Origin of the sequence: Tenacibaculum maritimum NCIMB 2154, assembly GCF_900119795.1 — a bacterium.
GTDB classification, from domain to species: Bacteria; Bacteroidota; Bacteroidia; order Flavobacteriales; family Flavobacteriaceae; genus Polaribacter; species Polaribacter maritimus.
Window position 1 is genome coordinate 1,742,850 of the sequence record NZ_LT634361.1, and the last position, 19,104, is coordinate 1,761,953.

Here is a 19,104-nt window from a genome sequence, read left to right on the forward strand (position 1 = left end):
TTTTACTTACTTCTTTAGAAGCCATTTTCTTTTTCATTAATTTTAAACAATCACTTGTATAAAAAGTTTGTTAACGGACTACTCCCTTCAGCATGCCTACTGATTACTCCTAACTTTGCTTCGTATGCCATTCTGCCAGCAATTACCGCTTTTTTAAAAGCTTTTGCCATCATTACAGGATTTTCTGATACTGCAATAGCTGTATTTACCAATACCGCATCTGCTCCTAACTCCATAGCGTGGGCTGCTTGTGAAGGTGAACCAATACCCGCATCTACCACCACAGGTACTTTGGACTGTTCTATAATAATTTCTAAAAAATCCAATGTTTTTAATCCCTTGTTCGTACCTATTGGAGCTCCCAATGGCATCACACATTGTACTCCTACTTCTTCTAATCGTTTGCATAATACCGGATCAGCATGAATATAAGGCATTACAACAAAGCCTAACTTTACCAATGCTTCGGCTGCTTTTAATGTTTCTATTGCATCTGGCAACAAATACTTAGGATCCGGATGTATTTCCAACTTTATCCAATTGGTTGCTAAGGCTTCTCGTGATAGTTCCGCTGCAAAAACAGCTTCTTTTGCGGTACGAACTCCAGATGTATTCGGAAGTAAATTCATTTTAGGAGCATTTAAATGCATTAAAATATCATCTGATTTATCTTCTAAATCTACTCTTTTTAAAGCAATAGTTACCAATTCACTTTCTGATGCTAATAGTGCTTCTTCCATCCATTGAGAAGAACTAAATTTTCCTGTTCCTGTAAATAATCTAGAACTAAACTTTTTATTGGCTATTTGTAACATTTTTTTGCTGTTTTGGGCGTTTCCTGCGGCCGGGCTTTCCGCGCTATCTTTTTTATCCTTTTACGGTTATTGTGATAAATTAAAAGATGTTTTTTAAAAAAGGATGCTGCTGCAATCCCTAACGCAATACTGCAACTGACCTCTTTTTCATCTTTTTAATCTTCTTGCCGTTTTAAAATCTGTTTAAAAATTGAAATTTTATTAAAATCAAGTGTTATTTCTCTTGAAATAGCAATGCCATGTATTCCTGTATTCATAAGAGTAGGAATATCATGTTGTTGAATTCCACCAATGGCAATTATAGGGGTAGTAGTAGTTATATTTTTTAAAATAGTTTTATACCCTTCCTCTCCTAATAAGGGGCTCAAATTTGCTTTCGTTTGCGTAAATCGAAAAGGACCTAAACCTATATAAGAAACTCCTTTAACTAACAACGCTCTACATTCGTCTAACGTATTTGCCGTACCTCCTATAAGCTGCCAATTTTCTAAATAAGCACGAGCCTCTAGCGGGCAAGCATCTAACTTTCCTAAATGAACTCCGTTTGCTTTAACAAGTTTTGCTATTTTGTAATGATCGTTAATAAGTAGCTTTACATGGTAAAAATTGGTTATTTCTCTTGCTCTTTTAGCTGTTTCCAATACCACGTTATCATCAAAATTTTTCAATCGAAGTTGTACCCATTCAATGCCTGATATACAGGCTTTCTGAAGATTTTCTAAATGTTCTTCTGGTGTTTTTCCTTGGGTGATATACTGTAGTCTATCAATCATGGTATTGCGCTTTTAATACGTTTTTATAAGTATGCGTTCCTAACAAGGATTGGTTAGAGCTCAAAAACTCATCTATATAACTTTTGGTATTTCGGCAAGCATCCTCCAAAGCATATCCTTTTGCCAAATTACACGCTAAAGCAGCTGATAAAACACAACCACTACCATGCTTTTCAAAAACAGTTTCGACAACAGGAGGAAGCAACAAGCTTAGAGTACTATCATAATATACTTCATCCCACCCTTTTTTATCTATCCGATGGCCTCCTTTCAAATATATATTTGTTTTTTGTGAAATAAAGCGAATTGTTTCCGCTATATTTTTCTCTGGCAAAATGGTCTTTATCTCCTCATAATTAGGGGTAATAAAATAACAGTTAGCTAATACTTCTTCTAAAATTTTTTTGGGGGCTTTATGATGAAAATCAAAACCTGTACTGGCCTTTAAAACAGGATCTAATATTATTTTTACCTCTTTTTTTAATTCTTTTAGTTTTTGAACCACCTCTAATAAAAACTCCCAAGACTGAATAATACCTATTTTTACTACGTTGATTGTAAAACGTTCAAAAAGAATATCAATTTGGCTTAAAATAAGGTTCTTAGCCATCCAAGTACAGCTTTTGAAAGACAAATCATGCTGAACGGTAATGGCTGTACAAACCGATAATCCATATGCATTATGTGCCTCAAATGTTTTTATATCTGAAGTAATTCCAGCACCTCCTGACGGGTCTAAACCTGCTATAGTTAGTATATATTGTTTTCTTTTCATTGTTTTTCACTATTATAAATTGCTTTCATTTCTTTAAAACTAGCTACTGGGTTACTCTCGCTCCATACGCCTCCTAATATTCCTATTCCTTTAAAACCTAATCGGATCGCCTGCTTAATAGTTCCTTTATGAATGCCTCCTACTCCTACGATCCTTTTATCAATAGTACTCACATCAAAATTTCTGCCTTTGTATCCTACTTTAGAAATTGAAGAAAAAACAGGACTTAGCAAATGGTAATCAAATTTTATTGGGCAATTTATCAAGGCTTCCAATTCGTGAAAAGAACTGCTCATTATTTTATTTCCTATGCTTATTTTCTTAAAATACTCTCTTTCATTTTTTAGCAGCTCTCTTCTTCTCTTCTCTTGAAAATGAATTCCTTTTAAATCAAATATTGCTGCTAGTTCATGAAAATGGTGTGTTACAATTCTCTTATGGTACTTCTTATCAATTGCTTTTAAATAAGCGATATATGCTTCGCGAGTTTTTCTAGGCTTTCTAACATGATAGTGCGTTACACCTTCTTCAAATAACTGATGTAAAATAACTAGCTCATTTACAATATCTTCCTCTGGAGAAATGAGTACTATCATAATTTACAAGGCTTTATAAATAAACTTCTGAACCACTATCTTTAAATTCCTTCGATTTTGCTTCCATTCCTTTTGCAAATACTTCCTCATCATTTACTTTATTTTTCGCTGCAAAATCACGTACTTCTTGCGAAATTTTCATAGAACAAAACTTAGGGCCGCACATAGAACAAAAGTGAGCTATTTTTGCCCCTTCAGCAGGCAAGGTTTCATCATGATATTCTCTTGCCAGTTCAGGATCTAAACTTAAATTAAACTGGTCTTCCCAACGAAACTCAAATCGCGCTTTGCTCAAAGCATCATCTCTATGCTGTGCCCCTGGATGTCCTTTTGCCAAATCTGCTGCATGAGCTGCCAGTTTATACGTAACTACTCCAGTACGAACATCTTCTTTATTAGGCAACCCTAAGTGCTCTTTAGGAGTCACATAACACAACATAGCACAACCAAACCAACCTATCATAGCAGCCCCAATACCTGAAGTTATATGATCATACCCTGGAGCAATATCAGTAGTTAATGGTCCTAAGGTATAAAAAGGAGCTTCGTCACAAACTTCTAATTGTTTATCCATATTTTCTTTAATCATATGCATTGGCACATGCCCCGGCCCTTCTATAAAACACTGAACTTCATGCTTTCTAGCTATTTTAGTAAGCTCTCCCAAAGTTTCCAACTCTGCAAACTGCGCTTCATCATTTGCATCAGCAATACACCCTGGACGCAATCCATCTCCCAAAGAAAAAGCTACATCATATGCTTTCATTATTGCACAAATTTCTTCAAAATGAGTATATAAAAAACTCTCTTTATGGTGTGCCAAACACCATTTGGCCATAATGGATCCACCTCGAGATACAATTCCTGTAATTCGCTTTGCGGTCATAGGTACGTATTGCAGGCGAACCCCAGCATGGATTGTAAAATAATCTACCCCTTGTTCTGCTTGCTCTATGAGTGTGTCTCTAAAAATTTCCCAAGTCAAATTTTCAGCAACTCCTTTCACCTTCTCTAATGCTTGATAAATAGGTACTGTTCCTACTGGTACAGGAGTGTTACGTAGGATCCACTCTCTCGTTTCATGAATATTTTTCCCTGTAGATAAATCCATAATGTTATCTGCTCCCCATCGGCAAGCCCATACAGCCTTTTCTACTTCTTCTTCTATGGAAGAAGTTGTTGCGGAGTTTCCTATATTAGCATTAATTTTAACTAGAAAATTACGTCCTAAAATCATTGGCTCTGCTTCTGGGTGATTGATATTAGAAGGAATTACCGCACGCCCTTTAGCTACTTCTTCTCGTACAAATTCTGGAGTAATTTTATTAGGAATGCTTGCTCCAAAATTTTGCCCAAGATGTTGCTTTGACAATCTGGTCATTTCATCAATTCGTTGATTCTCGCGAATAGCAATGTATTCCATTTCAGGAGTTATTATACCTCTTTTTGCATAATGCAATTGAGTTATATTTTTTCCTTTTTTCGCTTTTAATGGTCTTTTTAAATGATTAAAACGGAGATGACTTATCCCCTCATCCTTTAATCGCTCATGAGCATACTTTGATGAAAAAGTATGAAGTTGCTCAACATCTCCTCTTTGTAAAATCCATGGCTCTCGAATACGTTCTAATCCATTATGAATATTTATTTCTTTATTAGCATCTGTGTAAGGTCCTGATGTGTCATATACTGTTACAGATTCATTAGGGGTTCTTTTTTTAGTGATAGCATCAACAGTGTCATTAAGTAAAATTTCTCGCATAGCTACCTTGATTTGCGGATAAATTTTTCCTTCAACGTACACTTTCTTTGAGCTAGGAAATGGTTGCCTAGTAATCCCTGCTTGGCTAGGTGCGGTGTTTTTTTTCTTCATTATATAATAATTAAATTAGTTAATTTCAAACGATTTACCCTCCTTGGGTAGCGCTAATAATTAAAATATCATCATTACTTTGAAGTAGCTGTAAAGACCAATTTGTTTTTGTTATAATAACATTATTAACAGCAATAGCAATTCCACTTGATTCAATTTTCAAGTCTTTTACGAATGTTTCTAACGTTAAATTTTCTGAGATTTGATATTCTTTTTGGTTCACTTTTATAGTAATCATATTCTTTAAAATATTACTGTAAACCAAATGGTAGTAACTCGATATAGTAATATACCGAAAACAACTTTTCCCTACGTTGGTATTAACCAAATCAGGTTCTAAGGATCTTTCTCAAACTAATTGAATAGCTACTCCTAAAGTTTACATTACAAATATATTATTTTTAGTCAATTATAAATGCATAAATATGACTTCTTTTATTTTTTATTCCTTTTACTATTTTTTCTATAAGTTATTAAACTTTCATTAAGGAGTTATTTTTATAAATTTTGTAATAGGAATAGGCAAATCAACACCTTCTGCAACAAAACGTTTATATACGGCTTCCTTTAACATACATTTTATTTTAAACTCTTTAAACGGATTATTTATCCATATATAAGCTCGTAAATGGATATAGCCATCCAAAACCTCTATCAAACGAACTTCTATTTGCGGTTCATCTTTTAGCACCTGTTCTGGTGTTCTATTGTCTATAACAAACTCCAATTCTTGTGCTTCTTCTTGAATAATTTTTCTTGCAAGATCTATATCCCCTTTGATTCCTATTTTAAAATTATTAAAACTTAAAATATGAGAATCTTCAATTGTATGGTTTAATACAGACTCGGTACTGATTACCGAATTAGGAATGATTAATCTTTTATTTTCAAAATTATTAATCACTGTATGCCTTAAGGTAATATCTTCAACGATTCCCAATCGATTTTCATCTAACTTGATATAATCTCCTACTCTAAACGGACGAAACATTACAATAAATGCACCTGCTATTAAATTAGATATGGCGGCTTGCGCTGCAAAACCCAGTATGGCCGCTAAAATACCCGCTCCAGAAAAAATCAGCGTAGCTTTACTTCTAAATAATGGTACTGTTAGTATGATATAGATAAAAGCAAAGAGTCCTATAAAAAACTTTATAGAATTTCTAAAAAATTGAATGCTTGTTCTACCATATTTATCTGCCTTCTTTGCTTTTAAATATTGCACAATACCATATCTGGTAGCACGAGATATCAACCATGATACAAATACAACAAACAAGCAGTAGAAAAATATACTCCAAAATGAATCTAACTCATATGTAAAGGCTCCTATTTTTATCATCTTACGATATTCTTTTTTAACGATTAAGGATCGCTTTTATCCGTTACAAATAAAGTGCCATTATCTTCTTTGTAATTTTTTTCTAGCATCAAATACTATGAAAGACATTCCTATAAAAAACATTTGCTATACTTGAACGTTTCCTGCTGCAAGTATAGCAAATTCTTAAAATTAACTATGTTAAATAAATAGGTTTATAACTTCTTTAAAATAATGTTTCTTGATTATCTTCTCGCTCTTCTCGTTTTATTTTTTTCTTTTGTATGGCTCTTTCCAAAGCTCTCCTTACCTTTTCTTCTTTACTTTCTACAGCTCTTTTTTCTATAGGAGCTACTTCTAAAGGCAATTTATCTTCGATAACTTCTTTTTTAGCTTCTATATTATCTTTGACTGCTTCTTTAGGTACTTCAAAAGGTAAAGGATCCAATATATTTACTTGACGTATTTTTTCTTTCGTCAATTGATTTCCTAATGCTTTTATCCCTTTTACAGCTATAAACTCTTCTATACTAACATTCATTTTTTCTAAACTTCTTTTAGAAAAAATAACTTCTACCATCGGTCTATAATCCGTAGCTATAATTTCTAGCTGAGATTTTTCATGATCTGAAATAAAAGTTTCTTCTTTTTCCGTAATTTCTACCAAAAATCTTTTGATATAGTAACGTGCTTTATCTCCATCAAAATAAATTGCTGAAATGGGTTTATTAGGCTCCCATTTTTCTAAAACAATCATATCTTGCTCAAAGTGCATTGCTAAATCAGGTTTCACTGCTTTTATTTTTCCTGATTGAGTTGCTATTAATAACTTATCTTCAGCCCTAAACTCCCCTAATAAGGTACCCCTTCCATCTACATTTAATCGCTGTACAGCTTCATCAAACCAAATTTTTCGTGGCTTTAATGTTGAAACTCCTTCCGATTTAAATTCTATTTTTTTAACAGCATATTTTGTTACTAGATTACCTCTAACTCCTCTTCCTTTTATGGCTAAATCAGCAAAATCAATATCCCATTTAAGTTTTTTGATACTTCCTACAGCTCTTAAATTTATACTTACTACTTCTGCTTCCCCATTTGGATTTGCTGTAAAATAAAGAATAGCGGAGCCTTTATTCCCATTTGTTAAATCATATTCTTTATCTCTCGTTATACTAGTCACATTAAAACGCTTCATGTAAGAGGGGCCATTTTTCCCGTCTTTATAAATCATGTTATACACTGTTCGCTTATCCTTCTTTTTAAAGATAGCTATATGTATAATTCCTTTTCCTACAAATGTTTTTGAGGCTACTTTTGTAACCAACATTGTACCGTTACTCTTAAAAATAATTACATCATCAATATCCGCACAATCCGTTACATATGTATCTTTTTTTAATGAAGTTCCTATAAAACCTTCTTCTTTATTAACGTAAAGCTTCGTATTTCTCATGACTACCTTGGTGGCCACAATATCATCAAAAATTCTAATTTCTGTTTTTCGCTCACGCCCTTTTCCGTAGGTGCTCTTTAAATTTTTAAAATAGTCAATAGCAAATTCAATCAAATGTTCTAAATGATGTTTTACTTCTGCTATTTTTTCTTCTAAACTTTCAATATGTTGCTTTGCTTTATCAATATCAAACTTTGAAATCTTTTTTATTCTAATTTCTGTTAAACGCGTGATATCTTCTTCAGTAACTTCTCTTTTTAAATGCGTAATATGGGGAGCTAATCCTTTATCAATAGCTTGGATAACGCCTTCCCATGTTTCCTCTTCCTCAATATCTCTATATATTCTATTTTCAATAAAAATACGTTCTAAAGATGCAAAGTGCCATTGTTCTTCTAATTCATAAAGTTGAATTTCTAACTCCTTTTTTAATAATTCAACAGTATTATCTGTTGAGTGTTTTAACATTTCCGTAACCCCTATAAATAAAGGCTTGTTATCTTCAATGATACAACATAAAGGTGATATAGAGTTTTCACAACTTGTAAAGGCATATAAAGCATCTATTGTTTTATCAGGAGATACATTTGGTGGCAAATGCACCAAAATTTCAACATTTGCCGCTGTATTATCCTCTATTCTTTTTATTCTTATTTTTCCTTTTTCATTTGCTTTTAAAATACTATCAATCAAAGAGGAAGTTGTTGTTGCAAAAGGAATTTCTGTAATTGCCAATGTTTTTTTATCTATTTGCGATATTTTGGCACGAACTCGTACTTTTCCTCCTCTTTTACCATCATTATAGTTTGTAAAATCAGCAATACCTCCTGTTTGAAAGTCTGGAAATATAGTAAAACTTCTTCCCTTTAAATACTTAATAGAAGCCTCTATCAATTCATTAAAGTTATGCGGTAAAATTTTAGTAGAAAGCCCTACTGCAATTCCTTCTGCCCCTTGCGCTAATAACAATGGAAATTTTACAGGCAAATCTACTGGTTCTTTTTTACGCCCATCATAAGACATTTTCCATTCAGTTGTTTTGGGGTTAAAAACAACTTCCAGTGCAAATTTGGACAAACGCGCCTCAATATAACGTGAAGCTGCTGCTCTATCACCTGTTAAGATATTTCCCCAGTTTCCTTGCATATCTATGAGCAAATCCTTTTGTCCCATTTGAACCATTGCATCAGCAATAGAAGCATCTCCATGCGGATGATACTGCATTGTATGTCCTACAATATTAGCTACTTTATTATAACGACCATCATCCAAATCTTTCATTGAATGCATGATTCTACGTTGCACAGGTTTAAACCCATCTTCAATAGAGGGTACTGCTCTTTCTAAAATTACATACGAAGCATAATCTAAAAACCATTCCTTATACATTCCTGTAACTTTGGTGATGGTTTCTACAGAATCTGATTGATGATTCATTTCTTCGTCATGTTCTTCCTGCTCGTTTATTTCTTCACTCATTAAATAAAGCTTCTTTTATTAGTTTAAAGAAAATAATTTACTGTTATTCATATTTTTACTTTTTCTCTCTTCATATGCAAATTTTACCCCCCTCCGCAGCCACCGCAGCCACTACACGAGCTACAAGAACTACTCGAACTATTAGAGCTATCAGAATTTTTTGAAATACATGATGATGATATAAATGACGATGAATCATCATCTGCTATATTTAATTTATTTGCGAACAAAACTGTTGTCATACTTGCCCCCAACACAATCTCCTGATTATTAATAATTTTCTCTAAATAGCTATCTTTATCAATTTCTTTTTCTCTAAATTTAAAAAACTGAATTAAGTATTTTTTTAAATTTCTTGAATATATATTCTTTAAATAGGAATACACTAAACATATAGAAAATATTATAAAAAAGACCAAATAAGAAACTGCTTTACCTCTAAGAACTCCTAAAATTAAACGAGAAAAAACAAATGAATAAAAAATAAACAACAATCCTGATATCATTAATGTGTTTTCAAGTATTTTTTCTGATTTTAACAACTTATCCCTTAACAAAGAAACTGTATTTTCTATGTTTAGAAAAGCAGGCTTTCCTACAATAAATTCTTTATTCTTACTAAATGATTCGTAAGGTAGTTCTTTAAATTGATTTATAACACATCTTTCATAAGTGTCATTATTAGGAAAAGTCTTCTCTAAAATAATCCTTTGAGGAGTATCTTCTGAAAGCTTTAAAGAATTCCTATGTAATAAATCATCTATTTTATAAGTCACTAATTTACCTATGCTATTCTCTATAAAAGCTATTAATTCATATTTATGAAGTTTTTTGATATAAAAGTTATCTAAGGAACGATATAATGTTCTAAAACTATCATCTGTTATCTCCTCTATCAAAAGAAGAATCACTAATAAAAAAACTGCTAATACAATGAAAAAAGTAGGATTTCCTATTTTTAGTAACAAAGGCTTCCATATAAAGAAAACTGGAATTAATAACAATCCTCCTAATAAAATCAGTTTACCATTATCAATATATTCATACTCCTTATCTATCGGTTTAATACCTATCACTTCTTCGAATTCTTTCATCTCCCATATCATCTCATTTCTTGTTCCAAAATACTCTTCATATACTTTTAGAGTATCTTCTTTTGCTTTTTCTAGTGATTTTTTTTCACTCCTTTTACCCGTAGTCGCTGGAATATGGTATATTTTTTTACCTAATATTTCACACAACATATCATATGATTTGGAAAATGTAAGGTGCAAATGCCAAACCGTATCTACTATATCTGAAGGAGAAACCATTTCATTTGATACCGCTGCTAAAAACATAAACTTCTTATACTCCAATACGGCATCTTCTGTAAATCTAATTGTCCATCCATTTTCAAGAGATAACCTCGTTAAAAATCCATATTCTTCATATACTTTTTCTAATTCAAATTTTTTCACTTTTTTCCAAAGTTCTTTTTTTTCTTTTTCCATTTATTTTTATTCTTCTGCTAAATCTATTTCTACTTTTAAATTTTTAATGATAAACTTTTGACGATCTGGAGTATTTTTTCCCATATAAAATTCTAACATTTGCTCTATAGACATTTCTTTATCTAACATTACAGGTTCTAAACGAATGTCATCTCCTATAAAATGTACAAATTCATCTGGAGATATTTCCCCTAATCCTTTAAATCGAGTTATCTCTGGCTTCCCTCTTAGCTTATTCATAGCTTCTTGTTTTTCTGTTTCAGAATAACAGTAATAAGTATCTTTTTTATTACGGACTCTAAATAAAGGAGTTTCCAAAATATACAAATGTCCTTCTTTAATTACTTCTGGAAAAAATTGTAAGAAAAAGGTAATTAGTAATAAACGGATATGCATTCCATCAACATCAGCATCAGTAGCTATTACAATATTATTATACCTAAGTCCTTCCAATCCATCTTCAATATTCAAAGCGGCTTGTAATAAGTTAAATTCCTCATTTTCATATACAATTTTCTTAGACAATCCGTAAGAATTTAAAGGCTTTCCTTTTAAGCTAAATACTGCTTGAGTATTTACGTTTCTCGATTTTGTTATAGATCCCGATGCTGAATCTCCCTCTGTTATAAATAAGGTAGTATCTAAATAATTTTCTTTTTTAATATCTCCTAGATGTACGCGACAATCACGTAATTTTTTGTTATGTAAGCTTGCTTTTTTAGCACGATCTTTAGCTAGTTTACGAATGCCTGATAATTCTTTACGCTCTTTTTCTGCTTGTAAAATTTTCTTTTGCAGTTTTTCTGCTGTTTCTACATTCTTATGGAGGTAATTATCTAACTGTGTTTTTACAAAATCATTGATGTACGTACGAACAGTTGGGAGGTCTCCTCCCATATCTGTAGAACCTAATTTTGTTTTTGTTTGACTTTCAAAAACGGGTTCCATAACCTTTATAGATATAGCTCCTATGACAGATTTTCGAACATCCGATGCTTCAAAATTCTTACCATAAAACTCGCGTATCGTTTTTACCAAAGCTTCTCTAAAAGCTGCTTGGTGCGTTCCTCCTTGTGTAGTATTTTGACCATTTACAAAAGAATGGTACTCTTCTGAATATTGTGTTTTACTATGTGTAATGGCTATTTCTATATCTTCACCTCTTAGGTGTATAATAGGATACAACATATCTTCTTGATTGTTATTATCCTCTAACAAATCTTTTAACCCGTTTTCTGAGTGGTATTTTTCACCATTAAAAATAATCGTTAATCCAGGATTAAGATATACATAGTTTTTTAGTAGCTTAACAATGTACTCTGGGCGATATTTATAATTTTTAAAGATGGTTTCATCAGCTATAAAAGTAACTTTCGTTCCCTTTCTTCTTGAAGTTTCTTCTAAAAATTCTTCATTAGTAAGATTTCCTTTTTCAAATTCTGCCGCAGCTGATTTTCCTTCTCTTGTTGATTCTACTCTAAAATAGGTTGACAGGGCATTTACCGCTTTAGTTCCTACTCCATTTAATCCTACCGATTTTTTAAATGCACGAGAATCGTACTTTCCTCCTGTATTCATTTTAGAAACTACATCCACTACTTTTCCTAAAGGAATACCACGCCCATAATCACGCACTATTACTTTATTTCCTCCTTGCAAAGAAACTTCAATAGTTTTTCCTGTTCCCATAACAAACTCATCAATTGAGTTGTCCAATACTTCTTTTACTAAAATATAGATTCCATCATCTGCCGAGGATCCATCCCCTAATTTACCTATATACATTCCAGGCCTTAAACGGATATGCTCTTTCCAGTCTAACGATCGTATATTATCTTCGGTATATTTTGTTTCTTGCGTCATAAATCTTAGTAGTAATTGAAGTCTTTGCTAAAATAATACTTACTACTTAAAAACAAAAACTCTGCTGAATTAATTATCAACAGAGTTCAAAACATTTTTTTGTAGTACCTTTTAAATATACTACTAGCTTCTCTTTAAAAAATATAGGGCTATCTTCATTTTTTTGCTTCCCATTTACATAAAACCCTTCCTACTTTTTTTGCTTTATCCACAGCTACTTTTTTCACTATTGCTTTGCATTTTTTTAAACCTTTACAGGTTGGTTTTAAATGATATCTTGTACTCGTTACTGTTTTACAGATAAAAACTTTTTTCTCTTTTTTTTGCTGGTACCCTGTTAAAACGAATATAGAAAACACCAGTAGTATTATTTTTTTCATTGTTAAGAAAATTTGGTTAAAAATCAGCTCTCTATTAAAAATGTATCTCTTTTTCTTATCAGATCATTGAAACACCTGAAAAAGAGGATTTTTTAAATGTATTAAAATCGAATAGCGAATCAGACTCTTCAAAATTAATAATACAAAGACATACATTTATACGGAAAACCATAAATATGCTTATTTTACAATATTTAAAACAATATTCTTTTTAGAATACCTTTTTTCCAAAAACTGCAAAGCTTTGTAACTGCCTTGATTTAGCTTACTTCGAATTGACCCCCATATTTTTAATGCAGCATATATTGCTGATTGATTAATTTTGATTTTCGTGCACTGGAGCTACTGATGGGGCCGTTACGTTTACTACAACATTTTGACTTTGGTTTCCTCCTCTTAATCCTCCATAAATTAAATTATACTTATCAACCATTCCTCCTAAGATAAAAGCATCAATAATCCACCCTATACCAAATAATTGTCCCGTAAATAAATAAATTAAAGCCGAACCTGTTTTTCCTAAATAAAATCTATGCGCTGAAAAAATTCCTAAAAAAAACCATAATACATAAGCTGTTCCGTTTGATTTCATAATTTGTAATTTTAAATTTATATGAAATCAAAACTAGCTTTATAAAAACTCAAATCCCTACGGCTTTCCGTAGGGATTTGAGTTTTTATTGATGCTACTCTAGAAAATATTTTATAGATAATCTTATTTATTTGATAAAGCCTTATATCAGTCCAAAATCTTTAGTGATCGCAATTAATTGCGCAGATGTATTTGCATTAAAATATTCCTTAAGCAGTTTTAATCGCTTTTCAATAGTACTAATACTACTTGGTTGCTGCTTATTCTTTTTTAATTCATAACTAATTTCTTTTTGCTCTAGCCCATTGGCCAAACTTTTTAATAAAAAAATATCAAAATCAGTAATTTCCATATTTTCTTTTTTCTTTAGTGCATGTGCTACATTTTGAGAAATAAAAAAATCATTATTAAATACTGTTCTGACAGCTCTTTTTAAATCTTTTTCACCGTGAATAGATTTCCAAACGTAAGCATCTATTTTTAAATTATTGCACAATTCTTGAATTCTGTAAGGCTTATCTTCTATAGAAAAAACAATAGTTTTAATAGAGGGCTGTATCTTTTTTACTTCATGTATTAAATCTTCTCCTGTTTGTAACCTTTGAGGGTTAGGATTATCTACAAATGATAAATCGCTTATTAATAACTCATACGGCTCATCTTCTATGAGTTCTTTTTTTAATTTCAAAAACGCTTCATCGCAATACTGTGCATGATTTATTGTTTCTATTCCTAAATTTCCTAAAGCTATTTTTACCCCACTTGAAATAAAATCAGCATCTTCTGCAATTAACACTTTTTTAAACATCTACTTTTATTTTTTAAACTGAAAAACAGATTTGAACCCTTTTTCTTCTTCTGTTTCAAAAATAATAGAACCCCCAATCGAATTTATACGGGTTTCCATATTTTGAAGGCCATTTTTAATTACTGCTTCTTTTGCACCTATGCCATTATCTTTATACTGTACTTTTATACTATTCTTTAATTTAAAAAAAGTAATTACTACCAAAGTAGCTTTGCTATGTTTTTTCATATTAACCAATAGTTCTCTTAATAGCCTATACAATACAATTTGCTGCTCTTTTGACAAGGTATTAGCTTCTATTTTAAAAAGATCTTTGCTTAAAATTTTACATCCGTTAGTCGTGAAATCTAAAAAAAGTTGCTTCAAAAAATTCTCAAAAGAACCTCCTGTTATAATAGGACTGTTTTCATGTGAAATGTCTCTTGTTTGGTAATAGATACTTTCTAAATCATCTAATAATTCTTCATTAGAAACCTTTCTATTTTGAATTTTATTCATTACATGATATACATCACTTGCTAATTCATCATGTATTTTTTTTGCCAATCTAGTTTCTGTTTTATATACTTCTTCTGCTTTTTCTTTTCTAGTTTTTGCTCTTTTATAAAAGAAATAAACAATGAAACCTAAAACAGAAAAAATCCCTACAAATAATAAAATAAGTTTTTCTTTTTTTTGTTGTTCTGCTAATAGTTTTGTTTCTGCTAAATCTGCCCTAGCTGCTAATCTCAGCTTTTTTTCTTCTTCATAATTGTAGATAACTTTTACAAACTTATTTCTCGATCGTTTTTTTGCCAATTGTATGCTATCACTTAAATAAGCTCGTTCTAATGCATACTCCTTAATGTTATCTCCTTGTGCTAATCCTAAAATTTTATCTATCGCTTCCACTCTATCTTTTGGAGCCTTTATTTTTTTCGATAACGCATACATTTCGAAAGCGTACCTTAATGCTTTCTTTCTATTTTTAACTTTATAATAATCTGATAAATGAGAATAATTAGCAATCAATCCTTGATTATCCTTACTTTTCCTTTTAATTTCTTGCGCTCTTAAAAACTCTTTTTTTTCAACTTTTTTACCTCCTAAAAATTTTACAAAAGCATAATTATCAATAATCTTTCCTTTTGAATATAAAGGAAGACTATCATAGTATGCATCACGCATAATTCTTCTATACAAATCAATGGAATGCTCGTACTTTTTTAACTCTTTGTAATTCACCGCCATATTACTCATATACCTGAGTTTTTTAGGAGTATCATTTGTTGCTTCAATAGCTAGCTTATACCATTTAATAGCTTCTTTGTGTTCTTTTTGCTCATTAGCATTTATACCTAAACAATTGTAAACTGATGCAAGATGATTGTTCTTTTTTCCTTTTTTTCCTTTCTCATATTTCAATGCTAAAACTGCTGTAGAATCACTTTTAAAATAAAGCTCATTATCAGACTCTATTTTTGCTAAGTTTAAGAGTCTCTCTGCAATCTTTGCAGAATCTTGTAATGAAAGATATATGTTTTTAGATTTTTGATAATATTTATAAGCGCTGTCTATTTGATTATTTTTCTTAAAGTAATAACCTATTACATATAAATAATGACCTAAATCTCGTTTATTTTTTAACAATGGAACAATCGCCTTGGATAAAGCTGCTGCTTCATCATATTTTTTGAGAGCTACTTTTTCTATTATTGCTGATTCTAAATTATTTTTTAAAACGCTATCAGTCTTTTGGGCGCTTATTTTTATTATAAAAAATAGTATTAAAAAAAGGGATAAAATATTTTTCAATTCCATCCCCCTAAAATACTATTTTTTTTGTATTTGACGACTACTAAGCATTCGGATCTTCATCTGGATCTTGCTCATTTTCTCCGCCTGTATCAATACTTTGAATTTCTAGCTGCTCTGGACTATTATCATCCAACTCTGTGCATGAAATACATATACTACTGCTTATTATAATTGCTATTGCTAAAATTACTTTTTTCATTATTCTTTCTTTTAAAATTTTGAAATATGCCTCCTGTCCAAGTTCTTCTACTCAGATTCAGATTGCGTTTAAAACACATTAAATTTTAAAAGAGTCGCGCGCCTCTTTCATGGGAAGTAATACGATTTAGCTCACAGCGTTCTAGCTACAATTATTTCTTTCTGTTGGCTTATCATTAAAAAAATAATGAAAGTTACTTATACTAAAAACCTAAATCATATGATACTTCTAAAACCACTTTTTTTATAGCCTCCCGATTCTAAAAAAGAAGCCGCTTTAGAAGCGTTTTTTACGTCTTAACCAACAATTTCTTTTTAGGTAGTTGATTAATTCTATGGCAAATATTCAAAAGTTTTCAAGATGCTCATGGGGCAGTTTTTAGGCAATTATAAATTGTCTATTTTATGGATAACCATCACCAAAAAATGTCTAATAAACTTAGCTTTGGACAATTATTAGACAACCAACTTAAACTACTATGATTGAAAGACTTATAGTTGATTTTTTCAATGCTATTGAGAACGAAGAATCAATTACTTCTAAACATGGAAAAGCTGTCTTTTTTATTGAGGAACTATTAGAACGGAAAAACAATAAGTTCAGCTATATAGAAAAAAAGAAAGCAATACGATTACAAGAAAAATATATAGAAAAAAAGGAGAATGTCAATGCCAAAACAGATCCTTTTTTAAGAGATGTAATGGCACAATACTTAAATTATCAAGATTATGAAGCTTATAAAGCCTCCTTTATCAGTATAACACAAAACAATCCTTCTAATCCTCATACCATTAAGTGGTATCAGAAACGTATCAATAAACTGGTTATTGCTAGTTCTATTCTCTTTTCGTTGTTATGCAGTTTTTTGATGTACCAAATAAGCAGTACCCATATTACAACTTGCATTGTATGGAAGGACAATCATTTTGAAAAGACCTCTTGTCATACTCCAAATGCCATTGATAACGAAATATATGCCATTAATATTAAAAGGTTTAGAAAGATAAAGGTGATTAAAGGAAAAACTACTTTTTTTAAAGAAGGAAAAGCTATTGTTTGGTATGGCAAAAATAAAGTAGGAAGCATCGATTTTTTTACTATGAGAGGAATTCATCCTGAAACCAAAAAAGAATTAAAACTTGTTACGAGATATATTTTATATAGAGAGAATCTACTTTTATAATGCAAAAATGGCCGTTAATTTTTAAGTTTAACGACCATTTTTGTATGCTTATCTTCTACTATAATTAGGAGCTTCTTTGGTAATTGCTACATCATGAGGATGGCTTTCATTAATACCAGAAGCTGTTATTCTCACAAACTTTCCTGTATTTTTTAATGTTTCAACATCTTTAGCACCACAGTATCCCATACCTGCACGTAATCCTCCTACAAACTGATGAATACTCTCTACTAACTCTCCTTTATAAGGAACACGCCCTACGATACCTTCTGGTACTAACTTCTTAATATCATCTTCTACATCTTGAAAATAACGGTCTTTAGATCCTTGTTTCATGGCTTCTACAGATCCCATTCCTCTATATGATTTGAATTTTCTTCCTTCGTAAATAATCGTTTCTCCTGGACTTTCTTTTGTTCCTGCAAGTAAGGAACCTAACATCACACAATCAGCTCCGGCCGCTATTGCTTTAGGAATATCTCCTGTATAACGAATACCTCCATCTGCAATTACTGGAACTCCGCTTCCTTTTATGGCAGCTGCCACTTCTAATACTGCTGAAAACTGAGGAAAACCTACTCCTGCTACTACTCTAGTAGTACAAATAGATCCAGGCCCAATTCCTACTTTTACTGCGTCTGCTCCAGCTGCTACTAAATATTTAGCTGCTTCTGGTGTAGCTATATTTCCAACTACAACTTCCAATGTTGGAAATTTAGCTTTTACTTCTTTTAATACAGCAACTACTCCTTTTGTATGACCATGCGCTGTATCAATAATAACAGCATCAACTCCTGCTTTTACCAATGCTGCCGCTCTTACAACAGCATCAGCTGTAACTCCCAATGCTGCGGCCACTCTTAAACGTCCATAAGAATCTTTATTCGCTATAGGCTTTTGGGTTACTTTTGTAATATCTCTAAAAGTAATGAGCCCTGAAAGTTTATAAGCTTCATCAACAATAAGTAATTTTTCTATTTTATTTTCTTGCAAGATACTTTCTGCTGACTTTAATGAAGTTCCTACAGAAGCTGTTACTAAATTATCTTTAGTCATTACCTCAATAATAGGGCGATCATTTTTACGTTCAAAACGCAAATCTCTATTGGTTACTATTCCTTTTAAAATTCCATTTACATCAACCACTGGAATTCCTCCAATACTATGCTCTTTCATCAACTGTTTTGCGTCTAAAACACTTGCTGTTAAAGGCAATGTAACTGGATCTATAATCATTCCACTTTCTGCTCTCTTTACTTTTCTTACCTCCTGCGCTTGCTGTTCAATAGTCATATTCTTATGCAAAACTCCAATGCCTCCTTCTCGAGCCATCGCTATGGCCATAGCTGATTCTGTTACAGTATCCATAGCAGCAGATACTATAGGCACATTTATTGTTATGTTTTTCGTAAATTTTGTTTGAATACTTACTTCTCTTGGTAAGACTTCTGAAAAGGCTGGTACTAAAAGTACATCGTCATAAGTTAGACCTTCTCCTACAATTTTTGCATTGTGAGCTATCATATAGTAATCAATTTTATCCTTGTTAAGGATGTTTAAGTTGTGTTGAAAATTAATTACAGGCAAATATACTATAATTATTGCAACTATACGTTTTAACTTTGAACTCATTGAAACTTTTTCATTTTCAAATAAAGAAATATAATAGTTCCTATATTCATAATACTTGCCTCACAA

17 protein-coding genes and 1 riboswitch are annotated in these 19,104 nt (G+C 31.5%); of the genes, 1 reads left to right on the forward strand and 16 read right to left on the reverse strand.

Going from position 1 to position 19,104, the window contains the following annotated elements; genetic code table 11:
- Positions 1–50 precede the first annotated feature (50 nt).
- The 15 genes from MARIT_RS07845 to MARIT_RS15480 all read right to left on the reverse strand — a co-directional run bounded on the left by MARIT_RS07845 (position 51) and on the right by MARIT_RS15480 (position 16,223).
- On the reverse strand, positions 51–815 hold the full coding sequence (locus MARIT_RS07845) for a thiazole synthase (RefSeq protein WP_100211212.1): 765 nt from the start codon (positions 813–815) through the stop codon (positions 51–53).
- A 155-nt stretch (positions 816–970) separates the two neighbouring features.
- Positions 971–1,588: a thiamine phosphate synthase gene (gene thiE, locus MARIT_RS07850; protein WP_100211213.1), complete on the reverse strand. Its 618-nt coding sequence runs from the start codon at positions 1,586–1,588 to the stop codon at positions 971–973.
- On the reverse strand, positions 1,581–2,363 hold the full coding sequence (locus tag MARIT_RS07855) for a hydroxymethylpyrimidine/phosphomethylpyrimidine kinase (protein ID WP_100211214.1): 783 nt from the start codon (positions 2,361–2,363) through the stop codon (positions 1,581–1,583). The genes thiE and MARIT_RS07855 overlap by 8 nt, the downstream gene beginning before the upstream one ends.
- On the reverse strand, positions 2,360–2,959 hold the full coding sequence (locus MARIT_RS07860; RefSeq protein WP_100211215.1) for a thiamine phosphate synthase: 600 nt from the start codon (positions 2,957–2,959) through the stop codon (positions 2,360–2,362). The genes MARIT_RS07855 and MARIT_RS07860 overlap by 4 nt, the downstream gene beginning before the upstream one ends.
- A 13-nt stretch (positions 2,960–2,972) precedes the next feature.
- A complete protein-coding gene (thiC, locus tag MARIT_RS07865; RefSeq protein ID WP_100211216.1) occupies positions 2,973–4,832 on the reverse strand; it encodes a phosphomethylpyrimidine synthase ThiC in 1,860 nt (619 codons plus the stop codon).
- Between the two features lie 34 nt (positions 4,833–4,866).
- On the reverse strand, positions 4,867–5,070 hold the full coding sequence (gene thiS, locus MARIT_RS07870) for a sulfur carrier protein ThiS (RefSeq protein WP_100211217.1): 204 nt from the start codon (positions 5,068–5,070) through the stop codon (positions 4,867–4,869).
- 51 nt (positions 5,071–5,121) lie between these two features.
- Positions 5,122–5,216: riboswitch (TPP riboswitch) on the reverse strand.
- Between the two features lie 100 nt (positions 5,217–5,316).
- Positions 5,317–6,177 (reverse strand): mechanosensitive ion channel family protein, encoded by an 861-nt coding sequence (locus MARIT_RS07875; RefSeq protein ID WP_100211218.1) that lies wholly within the window; start codon positions 6,175–6,177, stop codon positions 5,317–5,319.
- Between the two features lie 205 nt (positions 6,178–6,382).
- Entirely contained in the window at positions 6,383–9,091 is a 2,709-nt protein-coding gene (locus MARIT_RS07880; protein ID WP_100211219.1) for a DNA gyrase/topoisomerase IV subunit A, read from the reverse strand.
- Between the two features lie 83 nt (positions 9,092–9,174).
- Positions 9,175–10,584, reverse strand: a complete 1,410-nt coding sequence (locus tag MARIT_RS07885) for a hypothetical protein (protein ID WP_100211220.1) — start codon at positions 10,582–10,584, stop codon at positions 9,175–9,177.
- A gap of 6 nt (positions 10,585–10,590) precedes the next feature.
- On the reverse strand, positions 10,591–12,447 hold the full coding sequence (locus MARIT_RS07890; protein ID WP_100211221.1) for a DNA topoisomerase IV subunit B: 1,857 nt from the start codon (positions 12,445–12,447) through the stop codon (positions 10,591–10,593).
- 155 nt (positions 12,448–12,602) lie between these two features.
- Positions 12,603–12,827 (reverse strand): hypothetical protein, encoded by a 225-nt coding sequence (locus MARIT_RS07895; RefSeq protein WP_024740473.1) that lies wholly within the window; start codon positions 12,825–12,827, stop codon positions 12,603–12,605.
- A 316-nt stretch (positions 12,828–13,143) separates the two neighbouring features.
- The gene (locus tag MARIT_RS07900) at positions 13,144–13,419 is read right to left on the reverse strand and encodes a TM2 domain-containing protein (RefSeq protein WP_024740474.1); all 276 of its coding nucleotides are present in this window, start codon (positions 13,417–13,419) and stop codon (positions 13,144–13,146) included.
- A 142-nt stretch (positions 13,420–13,561) separates the two neighbouring features.
- Entirely contained in the window at positions 13,562–14,227 is a 666-nt protein-coding gene (locus MARIT_RS07905) for a DNA-binding response regulator (protein ID WP_024740475.1), read from the reverse strand.
- A 6-nt stretch (positions 14,228–14,233) separates the two neighbouring features.
- On the reverse strand, positions 14,234–16,027 hold the full coding sequence (locus tag MARIT_RS07910) for an ATP-binding protein (protein ID WP_100211222.1): 1,794 nt from the start codon (positions 16,025–16,027) through the stop codon (positions 14,234–14,236).
- 37 nt (positions 16,028–16,064) lie between these two features.
- Positions 16,065–16,223 (reverse strand): hypothetical protein, encoded by a 159-nt coding sequence (locus tag MARIT_RS15480; RefSeq protein WP_157926227.1) that lies wholly within the window; start codon positions 16,221–16,223, stop codon positions 16,065–16,067.
- 478 nt (positions 16,224–16,701) lie between these two features.
- Between MARIT_RS15480 and MARIT_RS07915 the strand changes: the two genes are divergently transcribed.
- Positions 16,702–17,406, forward strand: a complete 705-nt coding sequence (locus MARIT_RS07915; RefSeq protein ID WP_024740477.1) for a hypothetical protein — start codon at positions 16,702–16,704, stop codon at positions 17,404–17,406.
- Positions 17,407–17,454: 48 nt separating this feature from the next.
- On the opposite strand, the gene guaB is transcribed toward MARIT_RS07915, so the two are convergent.
- Positions 17,455–18,930: an IMP dehydrogenase gene (gene guaB, locus MARIT_RS07920; protein WP_100212016.1), complete on the reverse strand. Its 1,476-nt coding sequence runs from the start codon at positions 18,928–18,930 to the stop codon at positions 17,455–17,457.
- Positions 18,931–19,104 lie beyond the last annotated feature (174 nt).